This window comes from Sphingomonas sp., assembly GCF_965227385.1.
In the GTDB taxonomy this organism is placed as follows: domain Bacteria; phylum Pseudomonadota; class Alphaproteobacteria; order Sphingomonadales; family Sphingomonadaceae; genus Sphingomonas.
Map to the genome: position 1 here is coordinate 1,116,974 of NZ_OZ245750.1, position 24,329 is coordinate 1,141,302.

Annotated in this window: 24 protein-coding genes and 1 tRNA gene; 6 read left to right on the top strand and 19 right to left on the bottom strand. The window is 67.5% G+C overall.

Going from position 1 to position 24,329, the window contains the following annotated elements:
• Positions 1–70: 70 nt before the first annotated feature.
• The 4 genes from ACO05N_RS05450 to ACO05N_RS05465 form a co-directional block, all read right to left on the bottom strand.
• Positions 71–3,268: an amidohydrolase family protein gene (locus ACO05N_RS05450; protein WP_422056158.1), complete on the bottom strand. Its 3,198-nt coding sequence runs from the start codon at positions 3,266–3,268 to the stop codon at positions 71–73.
• A 77-nt stretch (positions 3,269–3,345) separates the two neighbouring features.
• Entirely contained in the window at positions 3,346–3,936 is a 591-nt protein-coding gene (metW, locus tag ACO05N_RS05455) for a methionine biosynthesis protein MetW (RefSeq protein WP_422056159.1), read from the bottom strand.
• Complete coding sequence (metX, locus tag ACO05N_RS05460) at positions 3,933–5,048, bottom strand: homoserine O-acetyltransferase MetX (RefSeq protein WP_422056160.1); 1,116 nt, start codon at positions 5,046–5,048, stop codon at positions 3,933–3,935. Before metX ends, metW begins: the two co-directional genes overlap by 4 nt.
• A gap of 32 nt (positions 5,049–5,080) precedes the next feature.
• Positions 5,081–6,589, bottom strand: coding sequence for a flavin monoamine oxidase family protein (locus tag ACO05N_RS05465; RefSeq protein ID WP_422056161.1), 1,509 nt, complete (start codon positions 6,587–6,589; stop codon positions 5,081–5,083).
• Between the two features lie 131 nt (positions 6,590–6,720).
• Between ACO05N_RS05465 and hisC the strand changes: the two genes are divergently transcribed.
• Together hisC and ACO05N_RS05475 are read left to right on the top strand one after the other, a co-directional pair.
• Positions 6,721–7,827, top strand: a complete 1,107-nt coding sequence (hisC, locus tag ACO05N_RS05470; RefSeq protein ID WP_422056162.1) for a histidinol-phosphate transaminase — start codon at positions 6,721–6,723, stop codon at positions 7,825–7,827.
• Positions 7,824–8,567 carry a prephenate dehydrogenase/arogenate dehydrogenase family protein gene (locus ACO05N_RS05475; RefSeq protein ID WP_422056163.1) on the top strand — a complete coding sequence of 248 codons (744 nt, stop codon included), beginning with the start codon at positions 7,824–7,826 and terminating at the stop codon, positions 8,565–8,567. The genes hisC and ACO05N_RS05475 overlap by 4 nt, the downstream gene beginning before the upstream one ends.
• A 52-nt stretch (positions 8,568–8,619) precedes the next feature.
• Here the strand turns inward: ACO05N_RS05475 and ACO05N_RS05480 are convergent, their stop codons facing one another.
• The 9 genes from ACO05N_RS05480 to gltX all read right to left on the bottom strand — a co-directional run bounded on the left by ACO05N_RS05480 (position 8,620) and on the right by gltX (position 15,259).
• The gene (locus ACO05N_RS05480) at positions 8,620–9,066 is read right to left on the bottom strand and encodes a hypothetical protein (RefSeq protein ID WP_422056164.1); all 447 of its coding nucleotides are present in this window, start codon (positions 9,064–9,066) and stop codon (positions 8,620–8,622) included.
• Positions 9,063–9,605, bottom strand: coding sequence for a GNAT family N-acetyltransferase (locus ACO05N_RS05485; protein WP_422056165.1), 543 nt, complete (start codon positions 9,603–9,605; stop codon positions 9,063–9,065). Before ACO05N_RS05485 ends, ACO05N_RS05480 begins: the two co-directional genes overlap by 4 nt.
• The gene (gene ribH / locus ACO05N_RS05490) at positions 9,605–10,021 is read right to left on the bottom strand and encodes a 6,7-dimethyl-8-ribityllumazine synthase (protein WP_422056166.1); all 417 of its coding nucleotides are present in this window, start codon (positions 10,019–10,021) and stop codon (positions 9,605–9,607) included. Before ribH ends, ACO05N_RS05485 begins: the two co-directional genes overlap by 1 nt.
• The gene (gene ribB / locus ACO05N_RS05495) at positions 10,021–11,160 is read right to left on the bottom strand and encodes a 3,4-dihydroxy-2-butanone-4-phosphate synthase (protein ID WP_422056167.1); all 1,140 of its coding nucleotides are present in this window, start codon (positions 11,158–11,160) and stop codon (positions 10,021–10,023) included. Before ribB ends, ribH begins: the two co-directional genes overlap by 1 nt.
• Positions 11,147–11,755 carry a riboflavin synthase gene (locus tag ACO05N_RS05500; protein WP_422056168.1) on the bottom strand — a complete coding sequence of 203 codons (609 nt, stop codon included), beginning with the start codon at positions 11,753–11,755 and terminating at the stop codon, positions 11,147–11,149. Before ACO05N_RS05500 ends, ribB begins: the two co-directional genes overlap by 14 nt.
• A gap of 3 nt (positions 11,756–11,758) precedes the next feature.
• Entirely contained in the window at positions 11,759–12,703 is a 945-nt protein-coding gene (ribD, locus tag ACO05N_RS05505; protein WP_422056169.1) for a bifunctional diaminohydroxyphosphoribosylaminopyrimidine deaminase/5-amino-6-(5-phosphoribosylamino)uracil reductase RibD, read from the bottom strand.
• A 14-nt stretch (positions 12,704–12,717) separates the two neighbouring features.
• Positions 12,718–13,074, bottom strand: a complete 357-nt coding sequence (locus tag ACO05N_RS05510) for a hypothetical protein (protein WP_422056170.1) — start codon at positions 13,072–13,074, stop codon at positions 12,718–12,720.
• Between the two features lie 43 nt (positions 13,075–13,117).
• Positions 13,118–13,789, bottom strand: coding sequence for an energy transducer TonB (locus ACO05N_RS05515; RefSeq protein ID WP_422056171.1), 672 nt, complete (start codon positions 13,787–13,789; stop codon positions 13,118–13,120).
• 135 nt (positions 13,790–13,924) lie between these two features.
• Entirely contained in the window at positions 13,925–15,259 is a 1,335-nt protein-coding gene (gene gltX, locus ACO05N_RS05520; RefSeq protein ID WP_422056172.1) for a glutamate--tRNA ligase, read from the bottom strand.
• 87 nt (positions 15,260–15,346) lie between these two features.
• Between gltX and ACO05N_RS05525 the strand changes: the two genes are divergently transcribed.
• Positions 15,347–15,422, top strand: a tRNA-Val gene (locus ACO05N_RS05525).
• 35 nt (positions 15,423–15,457) lie between these two features.
• Here ACO05N_RS05525 and ACO05N_RS05530 read toward each other — a convergent pair.
• Together ACO05N_RS05530 and ACO05N_RS05535 are read right to left on the bottom strand one after the other, a co-directional pair.
• Positions 15,458–15,820, bottom strand: coding sequence for a hypothetical protein (locus ACO05N_RS05530; RefSeq protein ID WP_422056173.1), 363 nt, complete (start codon positions 15,818–15,820; stop codon positions 15,458–15,460).
• 111 nt (positions 15,821–15,931) lie between these two features.
• A complete protein-coding gene (locus tag ACO05N_RS05535; protein WP_422056174.1) occupies positions 15,932–16,501 on the bottom strand; it encodes a helix-turn-helix domain-containing protein in 570 nt (189 codons plus the stop codon).
• A gap of 93 nt (positions 16,502–16,594) precedes the next feature.
• Here ACO05N_RS05535 and ACO05N_RS05540 point away from each other — a divergent pair, with 93 nt between their 5' ends.
• Positions 16,595–17,074, top strand: a complete 480-nt coding sequence (locus tag ACO05N_RS05540; RefSeq protein ID WP_422056175.1) for a DUF6456 domain-containing protein — start codon at positions 16,595–16,597, stop codon at positions 17,072–17,074.
• A 5-nt stretch (positions 17,075–17,079) separates the two neighbouring features.
• On the opposite strand, the gene ACO05N_RS05545 is transcribed toward ACO05N_RS05540, so the two are convergent.
• Genes ACO05N_RS05545 through ACO05N_RS05555 form a run of 3 tightly spaced genes read right to left on the bottom strand, consistent with a single transcriptional unit; the run spans position 17,080 to position 20,462 of the window.
• Positions 17,080–17,550: a hypothetical protein gene (locus tag ACO05N_RS05545; protein WP_422056176.1), complete on the bottom strand. Its 471-nt coding sequence runs from the start codon at positions 17,548–17,550 to the stop codon at positions 17,080–17,082.
• A 4-nt stretch (positions 17,551–17,554) separates the two neighbouring features.
• Positions 17,555–17,980 carry a hypothetical protein gene (locus ACO05N_RS05550; protein WP_422056177.1) on the bottom strand — a complete coding sequence of 142 codons (426 nt, stop codon included), beginning with the start codon at positions 17,978–17,980 and terminating at the stop codon, positions 17,555–17,557.
• A gap of 40 nt (positions 17,981–18,020) precedes the next feature.
• Positions 18,021–20,462, bottom strand: a complete 2,442-nt coding sequence (locus ACO05N_RS05555; protein ID WP_422056178.1) for a DUF2339 domain-containing protein — start codon at positions 20,460–20,462, stop codon at positions 18,021–18,023.
• Between the two features lie 104 nt (positions 20,463–20,566).
• On the opposite strand from ACO05N_RS05555, the gene dapF reads away from it, so the two are divergent.
• Complete coding sequence (gene dapF / locus ACO05N_RS05560; protein ID WP_422056179.1) at positions 20,567–21,511, top strand: diaminopimelate epimerase; 945 nt, start codon at positions 20,567–20,569, stop codon at positions 21,509–21,511.
• Between the two features lie 85 nt (positions 21,512–21,596).
• Positions 21,597–22,985 (top strand): ADP-ribosylglycohydrolase family protein, encoded by a 1,389-nt coding sequence (locus ACO05N_RS05565; RefSeq protein WP_422056180.1) that lies wholly within the window; start codon positions 21,597–21,599, stop codon positions 22,983–22,985.
• 848 nt (positions 22,986–23,833) lie between these two features.
• Here ACO05N_RS05565 and ACO05N_RS05570 read toward each other — a convergent pair.
• Positions 23,834–24,223, bottom strand: coding sequence for a DUF6491 family protein (locus ACO05N_RS05570; protein WP_422056181.1), 390 nt, complete (start codon positions 24,221–24,223; stop codon positions 23,834–23,836).
• Between the last annotated feature and the right edge of the window lie 106 nt (positions 24,224–24,329).

Sequence of the window (24,329 nt, forward strand, 5' to 3'; positions counted from 1 at the left end):
GTAACCGGTTACAGCCGCCGGCGAAACCCCATTGGTTTGGCCGGGGCGTTGCCGCCCCGGCAGTCGCCGGTCACTCCCACCAATAGGGGCGGCGCTTTGCGGTGCCGGTGTCGACCTCGTTCATCGTGCGCGGGTCGTACATCCGGCCACCCAGCATGACGCGGTGGATCTTGTCGCTGTTCCGAATGTCCGCAGTCGGATCGGCGTCGAGGACGAGCAGGTCGGCCAGCTTGCCCGGCTCGAGCGAGCCAACATCCCTGGCGTAGCCCAGCGACCTGGCCGAATCGATCGTGCCTGCCCGCAGCGCCTCGACCGGGGTCATGCCGCCGCGCACGAACGACCACAGTTCCCAATGCGCGCCGATTCCGGCCTGCTGGCCATGCGCACCGATCGCAACCAGCTTGCCGGCCTGCATCACCTTCTTCGCCTCACGCGCATTGTCATCGTCGACGAAATTGCTCTCGGGTGCCTTTGTCACCCGCATCGTGTCGGCGCGCAGCTGCGCCGGGGGCGTGTGTACCATCAGCGGGTTTTCCCAGACATTGGTCGCCTGCCGCCAATAGGGGTCGCCGGCCAGGCCGCCATAGGTGACGACCAAAGTCGGGGTGTAGTTGGCGTCGCTCTGGCCAAAGAATTGGAGCACGTCCTTGTAGAACACCTCGCTCGGCACATTATGCTCGAGCGTCGAGTTACCGTCGGCGATCAGGTTCATATCCATGCCGAACAGCGACCCGCCCTCGGCCACGACCTGCATCCCCTCCGCCCGCGCGGCGGCGACGACCATCTGACGCTGCTCGCGGCGCGGCTGGTTATAGTTTTTCACCGAATAGGCGCCCTGCGCCTTCAGGCGGCGGACATGGTTGAGCGCGTCGTCATAGCTGTCGATCTGCGCATAGACGCCCGCAGCGCGCGCGCCGTACACGATCTCGCCGGTCGAAAAGAGGCGCGGAGCAAGGATCTTGCCCGCCTGCTGCATTTCCGCCGCGGCGAAGACATGCGCCGCCTGGCTCGACGGATCGTGCAGCGTCGTCGTGCCGAGTGCGAGGTTCTGGAGCAACGACCAGTTCTGCTGAGGGATCAGCTCGTCGGTGCCATAGGGGCCGTGCGCATGGGCATCGACCAGGCCCGGGATGATCGTCTTGCCGGTGACATCCACCGTCTTGGTCCCAGCGGGGAGCTGGATCGCAGCGGTCGGTGCGACCGCGACGATGCGATCGCCCTCGATCAGGATCGTGCCATCCTCGATCACCCCGCCATCGGCGCCGGCCATGGTGACGATCCGCGCGCCGGTCAGCGCGACCGTGCCGCTCGCCTTCGCCGCCTTGACCTCCATCGCCATCGACGTGGTGCGCGGGGTTACGGTGACCTTGGCGCCGCCCGGTGCCGAGGCGAAGAAGGCGTTGCGGTCGGCGGTGTAGAGCGTCGGACCGAGGCTCCAGTGCAGCCGCGCGCCATCGCCCGACCAGGTGATGTAATCGCCACCATCGCTGCTCACCCGCACCACCGGGAGCGCATCGCCCTTCGGCGCGACCGCAACCTGCTGGCCACCGGGCATCAGCGGCATCGCGAACACCTGATAATTCTGGCGGAAGGCGACGCTCTTGCCGTCCGGTGCGACGATGAATTCGGTGGCCAGTTCACCCGCAGCATGGACGCGCTTGCCCTCGCCATTCAGGTCGGTCGAGACGAGCTGGAGCCGCTCGCCACCCTCGACCATGAAGATACGGTCGTTCGAAGCGCCATAGTGCGGGCGCGACAGGCCGCGGCTGACCATTACCGGCGCGCCGCCAGCGGCGGCGACGCGATAGACGCCGGGATTCTCACCCCATTTCGGCGCGGTCAGCCCGCCGCCATCGCCCTTTTCGAACACGATCGTCTTGCCGTCGGGTGAAAATTGCGGGCGGGCATAATGGCCCGGCTGCTGCGTCACGCTCCGCGCCGCACCGCCCGAGGCGGAGACCACGCGGATCGCGCCAAGGCTCTCGTCATTCCACTGGACGAACACGATCGAACGCCCGTCGCGCGACCAGGCCGGAAACAGCTCAATGCCAGTGCCATCGGCGAGGTTGGTCAGCCGCTTCGCCGTTCCACCGCTCACCGGCTTGACCCAGAGCTTGCCCAGACTCTCGAATACCAGCTGGCTGCCATTGGGCGAGACGGTCGCGAAGCGCGGCATCTTGGTCGTAAAGCTCGTCGGAGCGACCGCGATTTGCGGGTGCGGCGCGTCGGCGACCGCGCGGGTATCGGCGACGCGGAACGGAATCACCGCCGCATTGGCGCCATCGGCATCGACGCGACGGATCTTGCCGCCGGCCCAGAACACGATCGACTTGCTATCGGGCGTCCAGTCGATGTTGGGATAGACGCCGGTGACCGCCCAGGTCTCCTGCACGTCCTGATCGAGCGCGCCATAGACGATGCGCTCAGCCCCGCTCGCCAGATCCTTGACCCACAGCTTGGACTTACCCGCCTCACGCCGGACAAAGGCGATGGACTTGCCATCGGGCGAGGGCGCGGGGCGCACCGATCCGCCCAGCCCCGACACGGCGGTCGTGGTCTCGCCGGTCTCCAGGTCGTAGCGCTCGATGTTGAACAGGTCGGTATTCGAATCCTGCGCATATTCGAAGATTGGGCCGGACGTGATGTTGCGGGTGAAATACACGCCCTTGCCATCCGCCGCATAGATCGGCTCGCCCAGTTCCTTCTGGTGCCGCTCGTTCGGGCGCTTGACCAGCTGCACGCCCGCCCCGCCCGAGACGTGATACAGCCACACCTCACCCGTGCCGAGCGAGCGGCCCGTGGTGAAGTGCTTCTTCGCGACGATATACTGCCCGTCCGGCGACCAGCTTGGCTGGTTGAGCAGGCGAAAATCTTCCTTGGTCAGCTGACGCTTGTCGCTGCCATCGGCGTTCATGATCCAGATATTGTCGCCACCGCCGCGGTCGGAGGTGAAGGCGATGCGGCGACCGTCGGGAGAAAAGCGCGGATGCACTTCCCACGCCATGCCTTCGGCGACGCGCGTCGGCGTGCCGCCCGCGATCGGCATGGTGTAGATGTCACCGAGCAGCGCAAAGGCGACCCTCTTGCCATCCGGGCTGACATCGACGTCGATCCACGTGCCTTCGTCGGTGTCGATCTTTGCCTGCTTGAGCGTCGCGCCCCGTGGCGCATTGACGTCCCATTTGGGAGTTTCGGCGGGCTTGTCCTGCGCGTTTGCCTGACCAAGTACGAAAAGCGCGGCGAGGACGCCGGCGACCGACTGACGCATATGGGACTCCCTGAACATGTTCTGGGCGCAGTTGGTAACGGGCGAAACCGGACCCGTCACCCGCGCTTCGTCGAAAATCAGCGCTTCAGCAGAAAGACGGCGTGTTCGGCACGGAAATTGGCGGCGGCCGAACTGGTCAGCTGGTCGCCTGACAGGAACCATGCTTGCTCGACCGTGATCCCGCGCTCGCGAACATAGGCGCGGAAATCGTCGATCGTGACATGGTGGATATTCGGCGTTTCGTACCACGCCACCGGCAACAGCCGCGTCACCGGCATCCGCCCGCCCCACAGCAGCGACAGGCGCACCCGCCAGTGCGCGAAATTCGGGAAGGACACGACCGCACGCTCGCCGATGCGCAGCAGGTGATCGAGCACGACATGCGGGCGCATCGTCGTCTGGAGCGTCTGGCTGAGGATTGCGTAGTCGAAGCTGGCGTCGGGGTAATCCGCAAGGTCGGTGTCGGCGTCGCCCTGAATCACGGAAAGCCCGCGCCCGACGGCGGAAGCGACATTGCGCGCGTCGATCTCCAGCCCGCGCGCGTCGCATCCCCGTTGATCCCGCAGCGCCGCCATCAACGCCCCGTCGCCGCACCCGACATCGAGCACCCGGCTGCCCGGCGCGACATTGGATGCGATGATTGCCAGGTCGGGGCGGAGTCCGGTCATTCGCCCGCCCTCAGGAATCCGTCCACCACGCGGTTCAGCTCGGGCGCTTCGAGCAGGAAGGCGTCATGACCGAAGGGTGAGGAGAGTTCGACAAAGCTGACCGGCGCGCCGGCGGCATTGAGCGCATGGACAATCGCGCGCGATTCGCGGGTGGGATAGAGCCAGTCGGTGTCGAAGCTGACGAGGCAGAAGCGCGCCTTCGTCTCGCGGAACGCATTGGCGAGCACCCCGCCATGTTCCTCGGCCAAGTCGAAATAATCCATCGCGCGTGTGATGTAGAGATAGGCGTTGGCGTCGAACCGGTCGACAAAGCTCAGCCCCTGATGGCGCAGATAGGATTCGACCTGGAAATCCGCGTCGAAGCCAAAGGTCTTGGCCTCACGCGCCTGCAGCTTGCGGCCGAACTTCTCAGTGAGGCCCGCTTCGGACAGATAGGTGATATGCGCCGCCATCCGCGCGACGGCGAGGCCCGATGCAGGCGGCTCACCCTCATAATAGGCGCCGCCATTCCAGCGCGGATCGGCCATCACCGCCTGACGCCCGACTTCGTGAAACGCGATATTCTGCGCCGAATGCCGCGCGGTCGATGCGATCACCACTGCGGCCTCGACCCGGTCGGGGAAGGTCGCGGGCCAGCTCAGCGCCTGCATCCCGCCCATCGATCCACCGACCACGGATTTGAGCCGGTCGACGCCGAGATGGTCGAGCAGCATCGCCTGCGCGCGCACCATGTCGCGGATGGTGATGACGGGAAAGCTCATGCCCCAGGGGGCACTGGTCGCCGGGTTGACCGTCGCCGGTCCCGACGATCCCATACAGCTGCCCAGCACATTGGCGCAGATCACGAAATGCCGCGCCGGATCGATGGGCTTTCCCGGTCCGATCATGCGCGCCCACCAGCCGGGCTTGCCGGTGATCGGGTGGGTCGACGCGACATGCTGGTCCCCGGTCAGCGCGTGGCAGATCAGGATCGCGTTGCCGCCGTCCGCCGCCAGCGTGCCATAGGTTTCATAGGCGATCTCGACCGGCGACAGCAGCACGCCCCCGTCGAGGCGCAGCGGCCCCGGAAGCGTCACGCGGCGGTCGAGGCCAAAGCGCGGATCGTCAGACATCGCCGCGTGCGTAGAAGTCGCGCGGCCAGGGTTCAAGCGGTTCCAGCGGGGATGGTTCGGCCAAGGATCGCCTGCGCAGCCAGCCGCCCGGTCTGCGCGCCCCCGTTCATATAGCCGGGAAAGGCGTCGGACAGATGCTCGCCGGCAAAGATGACGCGGCCGAGCGCGGGGGCGGCTTGCACCGCCGCACCATCCCCGCCTTCACGCCACAGCAGCGATCCGAAACGTGTCAGATAGCCGGGTGGATAACTGCCATAGGACCCGCCGATCAGCGGATCGCGATGCCAGGCGGTTCGCCGAACCGGTGCGTCGGCACAGGCTGCGGCAAGATCGCCGAGCGCCGCGCCCGCATCCGATGCGTAGCGTTGCGCCAGCGCTCGCGCCGACTCCGGCGAAGCGGTCGCGTCGCCACCGAGATACCAGGTCCAGACCGGTGGACCGTCCACGCCGCGAACGCTGCCGTCCCAGCCGCTCGCCCAGCTGCCGTGGGCCGCAGCGTGCCATACATCGCCGCCAGACCCGATCGCGTCGCGCCAGCGTGGCGAATCGGCCACGGCCAGCACCTTCTCGTTCCGGCCCAGCGTCATGGCACCGACAAATCTGCGCCACGCGGCAGGCAGCGGCACGGCAAAGTCGATCCGGCGGGTGACTGGCGCCGGCACCGCGACGATCACGGCGTCGGCGCGCATCGTCATGCCATCGGCAAAGGTAAGACGCACGCCGCCGGTCGCGCGATCGACGCGAAGCAGCCGGCGCCCTGTTTCGATCCTGTCCCCATAACGAGCGGCAAACGCATCGATCAGCGCGCCGCTCCCCCCGGCGATCGTATAGCGCTCGTCCGACCCGCCCAGGATATCGGCACGCTCGCCGTTCACGGTTGGCAGGCTGAACAGCAGCGAGAGCGCGGAGGTAGCATCGGGTTCGGCACCATATTCGGTCCGCGCGGTCGTTTCGAGCAGGCCGCGCAGCCAGGGTGCTGGGATCAAGCCGGCATGCCGATCGAGATAGTCGGCGACCGACACGGCATCGAACGCGCGCACGGCGGCGGGGTCGATGTCGATCCGGTCGGCGTCCCGGCCGATCTGTGCCGCGATCGGGGACAGCGCATCGGCCAGTTCGGTTTCCGCCACCATCTGCCCGCCGGTAACGACGATGCTGCGATGTGGCGCGGCCTTGCGGTCGATCAGGTCGACGCCGAATCGCTGTGCGATCGCGCGGATGTCATGATGGTCGCTGTTGACCAGCTGGGCGCCGAGCTCGAACGCGGGTGCCGTCGTGGACTTCAGCGTGAAGACGCGACCGCCGAGCCGCCCGGCGGCTTCATACAGCCGGGCATCGACCCCTGCCGCGCGCAGGTGATGGAGCGCGGTCAGCCCGGCGATCCCACCGCCGATGATCGCAACCCGGCCATTGCCGGTGTTTGCCGGTGCAGCGGTGGGGATCGCGGCGGCGACACCGCCGGCGGCAAAGCCCTTGAGCAACGCGCGTCGCGTCGCGCCGGGCTGAGCCGGGACCGGCGCAGCCTCTCCCGCGGCGGCCAAGTTCCGCCGCCGCGCCGCCGCCAGTGCATTCCAGACCAAACCCCCGCTTCGCATCCAACCCCCGGTTTCGTTGCGCAGGGGTTAGCGCCATGACCTTGCTATTGCGTAACCATTGGGCAAAGGGGTCGCCCATGACTGGACCGACCCCCAAGCCGTGGATCATGGACATTGCCCCCTATGTACCGGGCAAGTCGAAGACCGATGATGGCCGCAAGGCGATCAAGCTGTCGTCGAACGAAAATCCGCTTGGCACCTCGCCGGCCGCGCGCGCCGCATTCGCGACGGCGGCGCACAGCCTAGAACGCTATCCGGACGCCAGCGGCACCGAATTGCGCGAAGCGCTCGCCGCCAAGCACGGGCTCGATCCCGACCGGATCATCTATGGCAATGGATCGGACGAGGTGCTGCACCTTGCCGCCGGTGCATTCGCCGGGCCGGGCGACGAGATCATCTATGTGAATTACGGCTTCACCGTGTACCCGATCGCGACCAAGCGCGTCGGCGCGGTCCCGGTGGTCGCGCCCGACAAGGATTATGCGACCGACGTCGACGCGATCCTGTCCTGCGTCACCGACAAGACGCGGATCGTGTTCATCGCTAACCCGAACAATCCGACCGGCACCCATGCGAGCCGGGAGGAGATCGCCCGCCTCCACGCCGGGCTGCGCGACGACATCCTGCTCGTCCTCGACCACGCCTATGCCGAATATATCGATGGCGACATCGACGATGGCGGCATGGAGCTGGCGCAGACCGCGTCCAACGTGCTGGTCACGCGGACCTTTTCCAAAATGTACGGCCTGGCCGCCGAGCGCATCGGTTGGGGCTATGGCGCGCCCGCGATCATTGAGGCGATGCACCGCATCCGCCTGCCGTTCAGCATTACCATCGCCGGGACCGCAGCTGCCATCGCGGCGCTCAACGACGATGATTTCGTTGCGCGCTGCAAGACCGAGAATGCCAAATGGCGCCGCTGGTTCAGCGACGAGATCGCGAAGCTCGGCAATGCCGGCCTTCGCGCGGTGCCGAGCCAGGCCAACTTCGTGCTGGTGCTGTTCGAGGGCAAGCTGACCGGCGAAGCGGCCTATAAGGGGCTGATGGACGCGGGCTATATCGTCCGCTGGCTGCCCGGCCAGGGTTTGCCTCATGGTCTGCGCATCACCATCGGCAACGAGGAAGAGACGCGCGCGGTTGCGGCGATCCTGCAGCAGCTGGTGGCGGCCGTCGACGCCGAATGAAGCACTTCGGCATCATCGGCTTCGGGCGGTTCGGTCAACTCGCCGCCACGCATCTGCGCGACCATTTCACGGTGGTCGTGCACGATACGCGCGACATTGCCGAGGATGCGGTCCGGGTCGGCGTGGTGACCGACACGCTGCAGACGGTGGCCGCGTGCGATATCGTGATGCTCGCCGTCCCGGTCCAGGCGATCGAGCGCACACTCACCGCCATTGCCCCGCATGTCCGTCCCGGCGCGCTGGTCGTTGACGTGGCATCGGTCAAGATGCTCCCCGCGCGCTGGATGGCGGAGGCGCTGCCCGAGAGTGTCGATATCGTCGCCACCCACCCGCTGTTCGGGCCGCAGAGCGCGCGGCGCGGGCTGGCAGGACAGCCTTTGGTGGTGTGCCCGGTGCGCGGCGAGCGCCACCACCGCGTCGCCGAATTCGGGCGCGCGCTCGGTCTCAAGGTCTCGGTCACCAGCGCCGAGGAGCATGACCGCGAAATGGCCTATGTCCAGGCGCTGACGCACCTGATCGGTCGGACGCTGGTCAATATCCGTATCCCGGACGAAGAACTGAAGACCGACAGCTACCAACATCTGCTCGAGCTGTGCGCGCTGATCGGTGACGACAGCGAAGAGCTGTTCTTCGCGATTCAGAACCTCAACCCGTTCGCGGGTGAGATCACGCAGCAGTTCATCGGGGAGGCCAACGGCCTATTGGCGCGTGCGCTCAACGCCGGGAACCGCAGCGCCTAGTGTCGTTTCAGCATGCTGAATCGGGCCGGTGCCGCCAAACCGGAAAACGACTCTAACTGCGTTCCACTTCGTCCAACCGCGCCGTGACCCATTGGCGGGCCGCTGCGCGGAGTTTGGGCTGAAGGATCGCCACGAACGGCAGCACGATCAGCCAGGGGAAGAACAGGAAGGCAATCGTGAAGGCAAAGAACAGGGCGATTAGCCAGCCCCCGATCGCCTTGCCGATCTTTTCGTTGAAGCGGTCGTCCATAATGATCCGGCGTGGTGCCTTGAGGTCGTAGAGCGGCGCGGTGGTGAGGATCTGTGCGCCGCTCCGGTCGTCGATCCGACGAGGTTCGGGTTCGCTGACGGGGCGTTCGGACGGGGCTGGACGCTCTGGCCGGGGTGTCGCTGCGACGGGGCCGGGCGCGCTGGCCGGTTTCCCAGTCCGCGTGTCGATCACCACCAGCCGCCGATCGCGCTCGACGACCTTGTAACGGCTGGGGGGCACGTCGGTCACCGCACCGCCCGCCGCGCGCGCCACTGCTCGGCGCTCTGGCCCCAGGCGTCGACTTCGACGTCGGCATAGGGGGCGGGAAGCGTGACGGGGCGGAGGTTGGTCGAGCCGAGCCGCTGGGCAAGCCGGATCGAGCGGGCATTTTCGGGTGCGATGGTGTGGATCACCTCGCTCCAGCCGAGCACATCGACGGCATAGTCCATCGCCGCGACCGCGCCCTCATAGGCATAGCCACGCCCGGCGAACTCCGCGGCAACGCCCCAACCGACTTCGGTGCCGGGCCAGCCGTCGGGCATCCACGGACCGAGGCGGCCGACCCATTTTCCGGTGGCACGTTCGATGACCGAGAACATTGCGAAGCCGTTGATCTCCCACGCGCCCGCCATGGTGCACAGCTGCCGCCACGCGACGCTGCGTTCGACCGGGCCGCCGAGATGCTCGGTCGCCACCGGATCGGCGGAGAAGGCTGCCCAGCCGTCGAGATCCTCCGCCGCCGGACGGCGCAGGATCAGCCGTTCGGTGAAGAGGATCGGGTGGGTCATTACAGCCGCTGCTTCAGCGCCAGCATTGCGATCGCTGCTTCGGCGGCGCCGCCACCCTTGTTCAGCTGTGCAGGATCGGCGCGGCGGATCGCCTGGGCCTCGTCTTCGGTGGTCAGGATGCCATTGCCGATCGGGATGCCATCCATGGTCAGCGCCATGATCCCGCGTGCGCTTTCGTTCGAGACGATCTCGAAATGATAGGTCTCGCCGCGGATGACGACGCCGAGCGCGACATAGGCGTCATAGCGCTGGGTTTCTTCGGCGAGCACGATTGCGCCGGGAACTTCGAGTGCGCCGGGGACGGTGACCGTCTCATGGGAATGACCCGCCGCCTCGATCGCGGCGCGGGCGCCTGCGAGGAGCATGTCGTTGAGATGGTCGTAGAAGCGCGCCTCGACGATCAGGATATTGGCCATTATTCGCCTTTCAGATCGATTGCGCGCTCACCGACGATGCGCAGCCCATAGCCATCCAGGCCGACGAGCGTGTGGTGGGTGTTGGTAAGCAGCACCATTTCCTCGACGCCGAGGTCGTTGAGGATCATCGCGCCGACGCCATAGTCGCGCAACTCCTCCATATCGACTTCGGTGCGTTTCCCCGCCTTGCGCTCGACCGCCATGGTGAAGGCGTCGGCGCGTGGCTTGTTGATTACGACCACGACGCCTGCGCCCTCGGCGCCTATGATCTCCATTGAACGCTGCAGCAGGACGCCTCGATCACCCGCTTCGCCGAACACGTCGGCAAAGGGCGACAGAGCGTGCATGCGCACCAGCGTCGGCTTGCTGGGATCGACGCGCCCCTTGACCAACGCGAGCTGTTCGGTGCCGGTCGCCTTGTTCCAGAAGGCGATGGTGCGCCAGTCGCCACCCCAGCGGCTGGTGAAGACCGATTCGGAGCGGCGCTCGACCAGATGGTCGTAGCGGCGGCGATAGGCGATCAGGTCGCGGATCGTGCCGATCTTGAGATTGTGAAGCTGGGCAAAGGCGACGAGGTCGTCCATTCGCGCCATCGTGCCGTCGTCCTTCATGATCTCGCAGATCACGCCCGAGGGGTTGAGCCCGGCGAGGCGGGACACGTCGACCGCCGCTTCGGTATGACCGGCGCGGACCAGCACGCCGCCCTCGCGCGCGACGAGCGGGAAGACATGGCCGGGCGAGACGATGTCGGCGGCACCCTTGGTCGCGTCGGTCGCAACCGCGATGGTGCGCGCCCGATCGGCTGCGGAGATTCCGGTGGTAACGCCCTCCTTGGCCTCGATCGACACGGTGAAGGCGGTACCCATGCTAGTCCCGTTGCGGCGCGACATCGGCTCGAGGCCGAGCTGGTCGGCGCGTGCCTGGGTGATGGCGAGGCAGATCAGGCCGCGACCATATTTGGCCATGAAGTTGACGGCGTCGGGGGTCGCCATCTGGCCGGGGATGACCAGATCGCCTTCATTCTCGCGATCCTCGTCATCGACCAGGATGAACATGCGGCCGTTGCGCGCCTCGTCGATGATCTCTTCGGGCGTGGACAGGAAGGCGTGGGGCAGGCGGGACAGTTCAGCGTTGGCCACGGACGGCCTCCATGCGTTGCAGATAGCGTGCGAGCACGTCGATCTCGAGGTTGACCGCCTGACCCTGTGCCAGCGCGCCGAGGGTGGTGACGGCCTGGGTGTGCGGGATCAGGTTGATCGCGAAGTGGGCGGTGCCATCGGGCTGGTCGGTGACCTCATTCACGGTGAGCGACACGCCATCGATGGTGATCGATCCCTTGGCGGCGATGAACGGGGCGAGGGTTGCGGGGACGGCGAAGCCGATGCGCTGCGAATCACCCTCGGGGCAGATGCCGATCACGGTGCCCACGCCGTCGACGTGGCCGGTGACAATATGGCCGCCGAGTTCGTCGCCGACCTTGAGCGCGCGTTCGAGGTTGAGGCGCTGGTTGACCTGCCACTGCGCCGCGGTGCGCGAGATTGTTTCGTGGCTGACATCGACCGCGAACCAGCCGGGCCCCTTGTCGACGACGGTCAGGCAAACGCCCGAACAGGCGATCGACGCGCCCATATCCACGGTTGCCATGTCATAGGCGGTGGTAATGCGCGCGCGCAGGTCACCGCGATTTTCGATCGCTTCGATCGCGCCGACATCGGTGATGATTCCGGTGAACATATCCTATCCTCTGGCGCGCTCGTAGACCTCGATCCGGTCGCTGCCAAGCATGCGTGCATCGTGGAGGTTCCAGCGGCCATGCGCGGGATCGAGCGTCGCAAGACCCAAGTCGGCGAGACCGGGTCGGCCGCCCAGCAGGATCGGCGCGCGGTAGAGCAGGAGGCGGTCGACGAGGTCGGCGCGCAGGAATGCGGCGGCCGTATGTGCGCCGCCCTCGACCAGGAGGTGGTCGACACCGTCGAGGTCGGCGATCGCTCTCGCGCTGGCAATACGAGTCCATCCGGGCGCGTCGCTGGCCGAGAGCAGGATCCGGCGCGGGGTGCGGTCTTCCAGGCCGGCAAGGCGCACGTCGAGCCTTGGCGCGTCGGCGTCGAGCGTACCGCGGCCGACCAGAATCGCCTCATGTCGCGCGCGTTCGAGATGGGCGTGCGCGCGGGCGCGGAGGCCGGTGATCCAGCGGCTTGTCCCATCGGCGAGCGCGATGCAGCCGTCGAGCGAGGTTGCGAGCTTGAGCGTCACCGCCGGGCGACCGTGCGCGCGCCGTGTAAGGAAGCCGGCCATGCTGCGCGCCGCGTCGGCGGAACGGATATCGGTGGTGACGGCGATCCCCGCTTCCCGTAGCCGCGCGATGCCGCGCCCGTCGGTGCGTGGGTCGGGGTCGCGCAGGGCGATGACGACGTGCGCTACGCGACAAGCGATCAGCGAGTCGGTGCATGCCGGGCCGCGTGCCGACTCGTGCGCGCAGGGTTCGAGCGTGGTGTAGGCGGTTGCCCCGCGCGCGGCCTCGCCCGCCTGTGCCAGCGCCATCGCTTCGGCATGGGGGCGCCCGCCGGGCTGCGTCCAGCCGCGTCCGACGACGTGATTGTCGCGGACAATGACGCAGCCGACATTGGGATTTGGCGCGGTGCGGCCGCGCGCACGCTCGCCCAGCGCGAGCGCGGCACCCATCCACGCGGCATGGTTCAAATCCCGTATTCTTTCAGCTTGTCGTCGATCTTTTTGTATTCGAGCCGCTTCTTTTCAGCCTTGGCCTTTTCCTCGGCCAGCTTCTTTTTGCGGATCGGTTCGTCGATCTTCTGCTGCGCGATGATGTCGTCGAGCGTGCGGTCGGCACGCCAATTCTGGAAATAGACGATCTCGCGCTTGTACGGTTTTTCGAAATAGCTGTCCTTGTAGAAACCGAACAGGATCAGGCCGGTCGTGACCGCCGCAGCGACCAAGAACCAGACCTGATAGCGGTGGCGGATTCGCAGCACGTTGCGCAAATCCGCCAGCGCGCCGACCGTCGAAACGGGGCGATCGGGTTTGAAGAACCTCATGGCCGCCAAGATAGGGATTTTGGAGCCACCCGACCAGCCCCGCTCAATCCACCAATTTGAAGCTCAGCGTCATCGTCATCCAGTCTTCATAAGGGATGCCGTCGCGGGTCGCGGGCTTGAACCGCCATCTGGACAATGCATGGCGACGGGTCGCCTCGGACAAGCCCTTGCTGGGGGTGCGCAGGATCTCGATCGCCTTGACCCGCCCATCGACCCCGACCAGCACGCGCGCAACCAGCTTGCCCTCGGTCTGAGCGCGGATTTCGGAATTGGGATAGGGTGGCTGAAGCGCATCGGCGTAGCGCGGATCGACCGTGGCGCCGATCATCACCGGTGGCTTGGGCGGATCGGCGACGGTGGTGCCGCCCGAAGCCGGGCCGACGGGGCCGGGGGGATCCATCGTGGTTTCGGTGAAGTCGGGAGTCGCGCCGATCGGATCCGCCGCGCCGTTCGATTTGACGATCGGGGTGGGCTGGTGCGGCAGGGGTGTCGTCTGCTGCTTTACCACCGCATCCTTTTTGGGCAGCGGTTGCGGAGTCGGTTTGGGCGGATCGATCGGGACGTTGGTCACGAAGATCGGCGGTTCCGGGAGCAGGCCGGGAACGATGGTCGGGCCGACCAGGGTTGCGCCGAAGCCGACAGCGGCGAGCACGAGGAGGGAGGCGCCCGCACTGGCGGGGCGTGAAGCGGCTGGCTGGTAGCGGTTTGCGTGCATGACAGGCTCTCCATCATTCCGGTCTGTGCCGGTCGATGGATGATATACCATCACACAAACCTTGCAAATGTCTTTTCGTTCGGCGGATCGGGGCGTGCGGGGGGAAGGAAACCGGCGGGCTGGACGGGAATCCGTTCAGCCGCGCAGGCGCTCGACGGCGCGATCACGCCCAATGAGCGGAAGCAGCGCCGCCATGTCCGGGCCCGAGTCGCGCCCGGTCAGTGCCCGGCGCAACGGGTGGAACAGCGCGCGGCCCTTGCGCCCGGTCGCATCCTTGAGCGCGCCGGTCAACGCGTGCCAGGGGTCGGCGCTCCAATCGAGCGTTGCGGCGAGATCGGCGGCGGTGGCGAGAAAGGCGCGATCCTCGGGATCGGCGGGGGCATCGACGGGTCCGGCAACGACCTGCCACCATTCGGCGGCACCGCCAACGGTTTCGAGGTTCGGGCGGATCGCATCCCACGCGGCGGCGTCCATGCCCTCCGGCAGCCGATCGGCGACGGCCGCGAAGGGCAGCTGATGGACGATGCGGGCGTTGAGCTGGGCCAGTTCGGCTTCGTCGAACCGCGCGGGCGCGCGGCCGAAACGGGCGAAATCGAACCCGGCGATCAGCGGCTCGGGATCGGCCTGCGGCTCGACGGGATCGCTGGTGCCGAGCCGCGCGAGCAGCGCGATGATCGCCTGTGGCTCCAGCCCCGTGTCGCGGAAATGATCGCAGCCGAGCGAGCCAAGGCGTTTCGACAACTTCCCCTCGCTCCCGGTCAGCAGTGCTTCATGCGCAAAGGCGGGCGGGGTGGCGCCGAGTGCGGCGAACATCTGTACCTGTGCCGCGGTGTTGGACACGTGATCCTCGCCGCGCACGACATGGGTGATGCCCATGTCGATATCGTCGATCACCGATGGCAGGAGATAGAGCCACGACCCGTCGGCGCGGCGGATGACGGGATCGCTCATCGTCGCGGGATCGAAGCGCTGGGGCCCGCGGATCAGGTCGGTCCATTCGATCGGCGCGCTATCGTCGAGCTTGAAGCGCCAGTGCGGGCGCGTGCCGGCGGCTTCCAGTGCGGCGCGATCGGCGTCGGTCAGCGCCAGCGCGGCGCGGTCGTAGATTGGCGGCAGGCCGCGACCGAGCTGGATCTTGCGCTTCAGCTCGAGTTCCTGCTGGCTTTCATAGGCGGGATAGACGCGGCCAGCCGCGACCAGTTCGGCAAACCGACGTTCATAGAGGGCGAAGCGCTGCGACTGGCGTGCCTCGCCATCGGGGACGAGGCCGAGCCAGGCAAGGTCGGTGCGGATTGCGTCGACAAACGCCTCATCCGACCGTTCGGCATCGGTGTCGTCGATTCGCAGCAGGAAGCGTCCGCCATGCTTGCGCGCCCACATCCAGTTGTGGAGCGCGGTGCGGATATTGCCGACATGAAGACGGCCGGTGGGGCTGGGCGCAAAGCGGGTGAAGACGGGCGTGCTGGTCATCCGCGCCCGCTAGCCGATTTGGCTGCGCGATGGAAACCATCGCACGTCTTTACGCGCGCGGCGGTTACGCCTATCGGGGCGCGGTCCGGGCGCTTAGCTCAGTTGGTAGAGCATCTCGTTTACACCGAGAGGGTCGGCGGTTCGAGCCCGTCAGCGCCCACCATATCCACCGGAATTCGGCTCAGTCGCTGCACCAGCTCAATTGGCGCTGATCGACGGCTTGCCACCGGTCAGCTTCAATGTGACATAGCTGTTGTCGCAGACATTGGCGCTGCTGAAGACCATCGTCGTGGCGTCTTCGAAGGTCGCGCGCAGGTCGAAGCGGCATTGGCTGGAAGGACGGTCGAACCGCACAGTCGTCTTCGCACCCGGCTTGATCACCGGCGAACGGCGCGCTGTCTCTTCCTCCAGCCCCGGCTTCCAGTCCGCCGATCCTGTCGGCGCGATTTCGATCATCTTGATGGACTTGCCCGTGCCGTTGGTCAGGACGAAGTCCCACTCATCGGCAAGTGCAGGCGACGCGACGAACAGGGCCAGTACGAGCCCGGTCAGATAGTGCATGAGCATCCCTCCCCTAAAAGGACGAACGCAACCATGCGCCTGCGCACGGCCTGAGGCAAGATACGGGGAAATGCGCATGGCGGCCGCCGATCGGCGACGCAGAAGCTGTACCTAGAGCGATCGCACCAGCCGTGTGGCACAGGCAATCCAGGGCGGGTCGGCGACCACCTGTTGCCGCGCGCCGGGGCCGAGCGGAAGGATATTGAGCCGTCCCCCTTCGCCCTCATGTGCGATCAGGCGGCCGAACAGGAAGCGGCCTGTCGGACGCGGGATCAATACGTCCCGGTTGAGTGCGCGACCGAAATCGGCAGGCGCCAGACGGTGGCACCAGATTTCGTCGCCCGCGCGGTAATCGCCGATGCCGCCGGTGACCATGACCGCCACCAGATCCGGCTCGGTAACCGGCGGGACCACGGTGGCTGGGCGGCGAAGAGCGTGGGCCCCGCCCGAATCGAGGTTGGCGGCGACCGGGATGTCGGGCCGGTCGGGCAAGCGGACCAGATCGGCGGCGTCGACCCCGAGTGCGGCGGCGATGCGGTTGAGCCAGACCACCGATACGGTGCGGGTGCCCGTTTCCAGCCGCCCTATCGTCTGCGCCGTTGTGGGCGGGTCGCAGCGTTGCGCGACCTCCTCCAGCGTCAGCCCCTTGGCGCGGCGAACTTCGCGGATCGCGGTGATCAATGGCGGCTCCCAATAACCGATACGGTTAAGCGTGTTTCCTACAAGCGTGACGCTATGGCAAGTCCGATTCGCAATCGAGCGAAGGAAGAATAAATGCGGGAACTGGTCGAGCGCACGATCGAGGGCGGCCATGTGGTGCGGCACGCCCCGGCGCGGCGGACGGGGCGGCGGGTTACGGTCAATGACGCCGAATCGCCGCTCGCCTGGCTACGGGCACGGAACATGGTGGATGCGAGACAATTCGAAGCGGGCGAGCGGCTGCGCGACGATTACGAGATGGCGGCGCTCGGCCCGCGCGTCACCATGCGGTGGAATCTGGCACCGTCTGGCCGGCGCGGTGCCGTGCCGGGAGCGGGGCTCGATCCGACCGAAGCGCAGATTGCGGCGAAACGCCGGTTCGACGCCGCAATCGAGGCAGCCGGGCGGGGCCTGGCCGACATTTTGTGGCGGGTGATCTGCGCTGGGGAAAGCGTCCCGGCGGCGGAAAAGGCGCTGGCCTGGCCAGCGCGTGCAGGACGATTGGTGCTCACGCTCGCGCTCGACCGGGTGGCGGATCATTACCGCCTGCCGTGACGGGTTCAGTTGAAGAGCAGCAGCACATCGGTCGCGTCGCCGCCGCGATTGGCGACGCGGACGACCAGCGGGCCGCCGCCTGCAGCGATGCGGCAGGTGAGCAGCGCGCTGCCGCTGTTATCCACACAGAGCTGTCGCCCCGCCGTGTCGAGGATGGTGAGTGCCACTGGGGCCGCGCCGATCCGGCGGATGGCAACCGTCGCTGCGGCATCGGCGCTACGGGCGATCGGGAGCGACCATGTCGCGCCGGCGGGGACGGTCTGGCGGATCGAGCTGGGGCCGGCACCGAGCACGCCGCGTGCAGCCTCCGCCTCGGCCTCGGCAACCTCGGCGAGCAGCTGGGGGTCGCCTGCCGCGAGCGACCGGGCCTCGGCGCGCATCTCATTCCCGGTGATCGGGCGCGGACGATCTTCGCCACGAACGGGCAGTGCGGTCAGGGTCAGCGCGATGGCGAGCAGGCGAAGGGCGGCGCGCATCGGATCAGGCCGCGTTGGCGGGGCGTGGTCCGGTCCAGACCGGCGCGCCGACGCGGAAGCGGACCTGCGCTGCGGGAGTGGCGGACAGGCCGATGCCGTTGCCGCGATAGCGGACGACCCAGCTGTCGGCGGCATAACAGTTGCCGCGCGCAGGGCGGGCATATCCATATTGAACCGCATCGATCTCGGCCAGCATTGCGCGGTCGCTGCGAGCGAGCAGCCGGGCTTCGGCATAGAGAGCGGCGGCAGTGGTCGCCCCGGGGGTGAAGACAGTGCGAGGAAGGGCGGCGAGCAGCTTGGCCGCCTCGACCATCGCCAGCGGATCCTGCGCGGCGCGGGCGTAGCTGGCGAGCTCACCCGACAGCGCGATGGTGCGCGCCGCGTCGATGTCGGTTTCGGCGGGGTCGACGATGTGAACGATCTTGGTCATCTGGGCCTCCTGTTGGTGTGAGGCCAGGATGCCGCCGGGGTCAGGCGTTCGCCACTGACGCTTTCGGTCGCGCCGCGAGGAAGCGGCGATAGACCCAGCCGATCCCGATCAGCGCGACGCCAAGGCCGAGGAAGGACAGGATGCGGAGCAGGCCGTCGAGCGCGGCGGCGTCGATCAGGAACACCTTGACCGTGACGAAGGTGAGCAGGCCAAGCCCGGCGAGGCGCAGGTCACGGCTGCTTGAGCGGATACCCAGCGTCAGTCCGCCAAGCGCGAGGAGGAGCAGGGCGGCGGAGTAACCGTAATTTTCTCCCGTTCCGATCGGGCCGGTTATGATGCCGCCATGCGCGGCTTGGCGGACCGCGGCGAGGGTGGCGAGCAGCGCGGCGGCGATGGCGGCGCGGGTCGCCAGCGGCTGGGGCAGGAAGCGGTAGAGCCAGAAGCCGGCCAGCGCGACATGCAGCGCGGGCGGGAAGAGGCTGACCTGCTGAGCGACGAAGACCGGGTTGAGGACGAGCAGGTCGAACCAGAGCAGGCGGCCGAGCGCGAGCGCGAACAGCGGCAACGCGATGGCGGGGCTGCGGGTGCGGAGCGCGAAGGCGGCGGCGAACAGCGCGTGGGTGATCAGGGCACGCTCGACGAAGCCGAGGCTGTCGAAGCGCGGTTCGGTGGTGATGGCGAGCGGGAGCTTGGCGAGATGGTAGAGCAGCAGCAGCGCGATGGTGAGGCCGGTGCTGAGGACGGCTTTGCGCAATGGGCCAAAATGGCGGCCATCGCGGGCGAGCAAAGCGACCGGGGCGATCAGCGGAAGCAGCGCACGGAAGCCGTCGGCGAGGTCGGGCAGGAATGGGGCTGTCAGGCGCTCGCCCGCGAGCGACTGCGCGATCAGCACGAGGTAGTCGGCCAGCGGATCAAACGCAGCGGTCAGAATGGCAGCGATGCCGAACGCAGGTAGGGTGAGCAGTGCGCGGTCGCCGGTGCGGCGCGCCCAGAGGCCGAGGCCAAGCGTGGCGAACGCAAAGACACTGCCGAGCCATGCGAGCGGAACCAGCTGCCCCAGCGCGGTGGCGCACAGGATCGCCGCTGCGAGCGCGCCGCCGATCAGGCCGGGGTCACGGCTGTCGATTACGCTGCGGCGGCGCCAGCTGACGCTGAAGGCGAGCGCGGCGGCGAGGAGCTCGAGGCCCGCCCATTGCCAGTCGGTTAGGTGCGAAGGCTCGAGCAGGTTCGCGAGCAGCACCGGCCCGGCGATGCCGCCGAGCGCGAGGATCGCCCAGCTGCGCCCACGATTGAGCAGGATCAGGCCGGGAGCGGCGAACAGGAGCGCGAGGACCGGCGCGGCGATGAAAGTCGCGCCATGATCGGGCGCGACCAGCGCGGCAGCGAGCAGGACCAGCGACAGGGCGAGCGCGGCGAGCGCGCCCGGAAGATGGCGTGCGTCGCGCCAGGCGAGGAACAGCGCGGCGGCAGCGAGCACGAGGTAGAAGCTCCACGCAAATCCGTCGAAGCTGAGCGCGGGGGCGAAGATCAGCAGCTGGATAAGGCCAGCGACGAGCGGTGCGGTGCGCAGCCACGCGCTGGTGACGCCAGCGCGCGGAAGGGCGAGCGTCGCGGCGAGTGCGAGCGCGATGACGAAGGCGGCGGGTCCGGTGAGGCGGGTCGGCTCCAGCGCGACGAGCAGGAAATTGACCCAGCCGAATCCGACGACCGTTGCCGCGAGTGCGAGCCAGCCCCAGCCCCGGTGAATGGCCAGGCCGAACAGCGCTGCGGTGAACAGGCCGAGATAGGCGAGCAGCGGTCCGATGCCGGCAGCGTCGTACCCGGCGACAAGCGGGGCAATGAAGCCTCCGGCGAGCGCGAGCACGGCGGTGGGTGGACCGTGGCGCAATGCGAGGAATAGGCCGAGCGCAGTGACGCCGATCATCAGCGCGAAGGCAGGGAGCGGGCCGATCAGCTGATAGAGCGCGGCGGCGATGTAGAGCGTCGCGTAGCTGCTGGCGGTGCCGGCACCCGCCAGCGCCTGAGCGATCCGAGGGTCTTCGGCGAGAGTGGGGATGCGGCGGGCGGCCTCGCTGGCGCCAACCAGGATCATGGCGAAGAGCGCGGCGAGGATGGTGCGGACTGCTGGGGTGAGGAGGCCGATTTCTACGGCGTAGCGGACGAGGAAGAAGCCGGCGACGACCAAGGCGACCGCACCGATCCAGACGGGCAGGCGTGCGCCGATCAGGGATTCGAGGCTGGGGCGGTCAGGCTCGGGCTCTAGCGGGGGCGGAGGGGCTTCTGCACGTTTGACCGGCGGCGTAATGGCGGTGGGGGCTGGACGCGGCGGCGGCGCGAGTTCCGCCACACGCGTCGGCTGCGGCTCTGCCCGCGGGCTGCGTTCGAGCAAATCGACCCGTCGGGTGAGGGCGCGCAGCCGCTGGGCCTGCACCATCGCGACGATGCCGAGTGCGACCACGGCGAGGAACAGGATGCCGTCCATCGCGGACCTTGTGGCAGCTTGGCCGCAGTCGCGCCAGTGGCGGTTTGCAGCGGGCAAGCGGAACTGCAGTTGCGCGCGGATTGCAGTGACGTAGATGTCATCACATGGAATTGCACTTTTCGAAATGTCACGGGTCGGGCAACGACTTCTGCTATCTGGACGCGCGCGCCGTTGAGCTGGATGATGCGAGCTGGGGTCGGATTGCGCGCGCGTTGAGCGACCGTGCGGGGCCGGTCGGGGCGGATGGGATCTTGTTGCTGACGCGCGGGGATGGCGCTTCCGATTTCGGGATGCGGGTCGTGAACGCGGATGGTTCCGAACCGGAGACGTGTCTGAACGGGCTGCGGTGCGTGGCGCGTGCGGGATTTGAGGCGCTTGGGATCGATGCGGCGCGGGTGCGGTTGAAGACGAGTGGGGCGCAGGTGGCGCGCGACGCGGAGCTGGCGGCGGGTGTCTACACCGTGCGCGAGACGGTGGGGCCGGTGGCGACCGATCCGGGGGCGGTGGGCATTCGGGTTGCCGCGCCGGTGATCGACGCGGTGGTGCCGGAACTGCCGAGCGACCGCGCCTTTACCGCGCTGGCGATGCCCAACCCGCATCTGATCGCGTTCGTCGAGCGGGTGGACGTCGATGAGCTGGTCGCGCTGGGCCAGTGGTGCGAGGCGGGGCCGGCGTTGCTGGTCGATCGCGCCAATGTGAGCTTTGTCGAGCTGCGCGGCGCGGACCTGTTCGTGCAGACATTCGAGCGCGGGGTCGGGCTGACCAATGCGTGCGGGACCGCGATGGCGGGGTCAGTGCATGCGGCGGGGCTGACCGGGCGGTTGCCGTTCGGGGAGTGGCTGACGGTGTTCAACCCCGGCGGCCGGGTGCGCGCGCGGGCCGAAGGGGCGGCGGGGGGCAACGCGGTGACGATCGCGGGCAATGCGACGTTCGAGTGGGATGGCGTGATCGAGATCGACCCGGCGACCGGCGCTGTGGGCGCGCTGACCGTAGTGCGGCGGCGCGACGATGAGGTCGCGGCCTGGGCGGCGGCGATCGCAGCGCCCTGACGCCTCGACGGCGGCGCGCAGCCCGCATAGGGGGAGGACGATGCGGGGCGCCACACCCCGGCCCCCGGTTCGAGGAGAGTGATTGTTGCGCCGCCTGACGCTGCCCGCCCTGGCCCTGTGCCTGTCCGCCTGTGCGACCACCGCACGCGAGCCTGCACCCAAGCTGGCGGCGGCGCAGCCCGCGGCGCTTGAGATCGACCGCGCCGCCTATGCCCGGCGGATGGAGGGGTTCTGGCTGGGGCAGAGCATTGCCAACTGGACCGGGCTGGTCACCGAGATGGACAAGATCGGCGGCGACGGGCCGCATGGCAAATTCTACACGCGTGACGATTGGGGCAAGCCGGACCAGCCGAGCATCTTTGACCCGACCAAGCCCAGCCCGATTTCGCCGACGATCGATTTCGTGCTGCGCGGACCGGGCGAAAGCTGGGGCGCGGATGACGATACCGATATCGAATATATCTATCAGGAGGCGCTGCTGAAGCACCGCGCCAGCATCCTGACGCCGCAGCAGATCCGGCAGGCGTGGATCGACCATATCTATGACGAGAAACAGCCGACCCCGTACGGCAAGGACGAAACCGGCAACCAGAATTATCTGTGGGTTTCGAACCAGCGCGCCCACGAATTGATGCTGGCGGGGGTGCTGCCGCCCGACACCTCCGACCCCGCGCGCAACGAGCATATCGATATGATCGACGCGCAGCTGTCGACCGAGATTTTCGGCCTGTTCGCGCCGGGCCGCCCCGACATTGCGCTGCGCATGGCCGACCTGCCGATCCGCACCACGGCGCGGGGCGCCGCCGCCGACATTTCGCGCTTCCATGTCGTACTCCACGCGCTGTCGGCGCAGGTCGATCCGGCGCAACCGCTGGGTCCGCAATTGCGCGCCATCGCGGCGCAGGCGAGCCGGGTTCTGCCCGAGGGTGGCTATCCGCTGGCAATGTACCGCTTCGTCCTGGCGCAATATGAGAGCGGCGTGCGCTGGGAAGCGGCGCGCGACGCGGTCTATCGCCGCTATCAGGTCGAGATGGCCGATGGCTACGACCTCTCCGCGCGCAAGCTCTACTGCAATGGCTGTTTTGCGGGGGGTATCAACTTTGCCGCGGGGCTGGTCAGTTATTTCTATGGCGAGGGCGACCTGCGCGAGACGGTCCGGATCGGCACGCTGGCGGGATGGGATTCCGACAATCCCACCGCGACCTGGGGCGGGCTGATCGGGTCGATCATGGGGCGCGCGCGGATCGAGGCTGCGTTCGGCCGGAAGCTGTCGGGGCGTTTCCATATCCATCGTACGCGCAAGGGGTTTGCGAACGAGGGGTATGACGATTTCGTGGCGATGGGGACGCGGGCGCTGGCGATCGTCGATCGCGCGGTGGTCGAGGAGGCCGGAGGGCGCGTCGATCCGGCGCGGGGGCGGTGGGTTATTCCGGCGGCGGCGGCGGCGGGGGCGTGGGGGCCGGGGGGCCAGTAGGGAAGTTCTCGGAACCCGTTGCGGACCCCCCCGAAACTGAGACAACCTCGTGCGATGCGGAGGCCATGGTTGATCAGCGCGCCGATCCTGACATGCCTGGTCAGCTGTTCGAACGAGCAACCCCGGCCCAAGACCTGTAATGGCCCCTCGCTGGCGGTTTACCAGCCGGAAGACGGACCACGCTCTGCTCAACATGCACTGAAAATTGCTCGGGATCTGTCTACGGCTTCGGTCATGACGCCGCATGGGCGCGTTACGCACACGGTCGAGCAGTGCGGGCAGCGTAACCGCGATTGCGTCATTTTTCCGATTTCGATTTCGAAGCCACCCACTGGAAAAGCGACATGGGAAACGGCGGCGCATTCATGCCGGCGGGTCGGCGAACAGGGGCGCGCGGTCGTCTATTCCTGTCGTGATTTGCAGGGCGGGTGGGCAACGCGATTTTCAATGGCCGCCCCGAGGGGCGTGACTTCCTTTGTTCGCCACCACCCGCAAATTGGCAGCTTCCGCTCGACCTTGACCTCGGCTTGTGGCCTGTTTTCAACCTAGCCGGAGCGCGGGTCCGCGTCCCACCGAAATGCCGCCATGCCGGTCATCCCCCGTGTGTTCTGGGCCTCTGTCGCCCCCAGCGGCTCAGTCGCGTGCGGTGGGGTGGATGCTGAAACACGTTCAGCATGACGGGAGGAGGTGTGTTGGCGTTCTGGCGGTTGCTTCGTCGGGCCTTGCGTTGCGGTCGGACTTCGTGGTGCGCAAGGCGGCCCCGTCCCGGCACAAGCCCGGGATGACGATTGTTGGGGAGGCGGCTGGGGCGCTCACCCCACAGCCCCATGCCCTTGGGGCAGGGCCTGTCAGTCCTTTGGCTTGGCCGGCTTCTTCGCGCGTTCCGGGGGTTTGCCGTCGATCTTGACCAGCGAGGCGAGGCGGCATTCGCCTTCGCGGGGGACGATGATGCTGGCGAAACGGTCGATGCCGCCGGCGCCGCCCGACGGCTTGAAGGCGATCTGCCATGCCCAGGGGAGTTCCTGGCACGGAGCCAGGAAGGTGCCGCGATACCATTGGCGTCCCGCGCGCAGGTAGATCGCGTCGCGGCCATCGGCGCGGAAGTCGCGGATCATCGAGGGAAAGGGGATCCTGGCCTCCTTGGCGGCGGGCGCCGCCGGGGCAGCGTCCTGTGCGGTGGCTGGGAGGGCCGTGGCGAGGAGGGCCAGCGGGGCGAGCAGGGCGGGGCGGTGGGTCATGCTGGCAGCATGGCACAGACGCGATGAACCGGCGATGAGTGAATGACGAACCAAATGGGAACAAAGTGCTTGACATCGTCACGCTCATTCGGTACATAACAGGAAC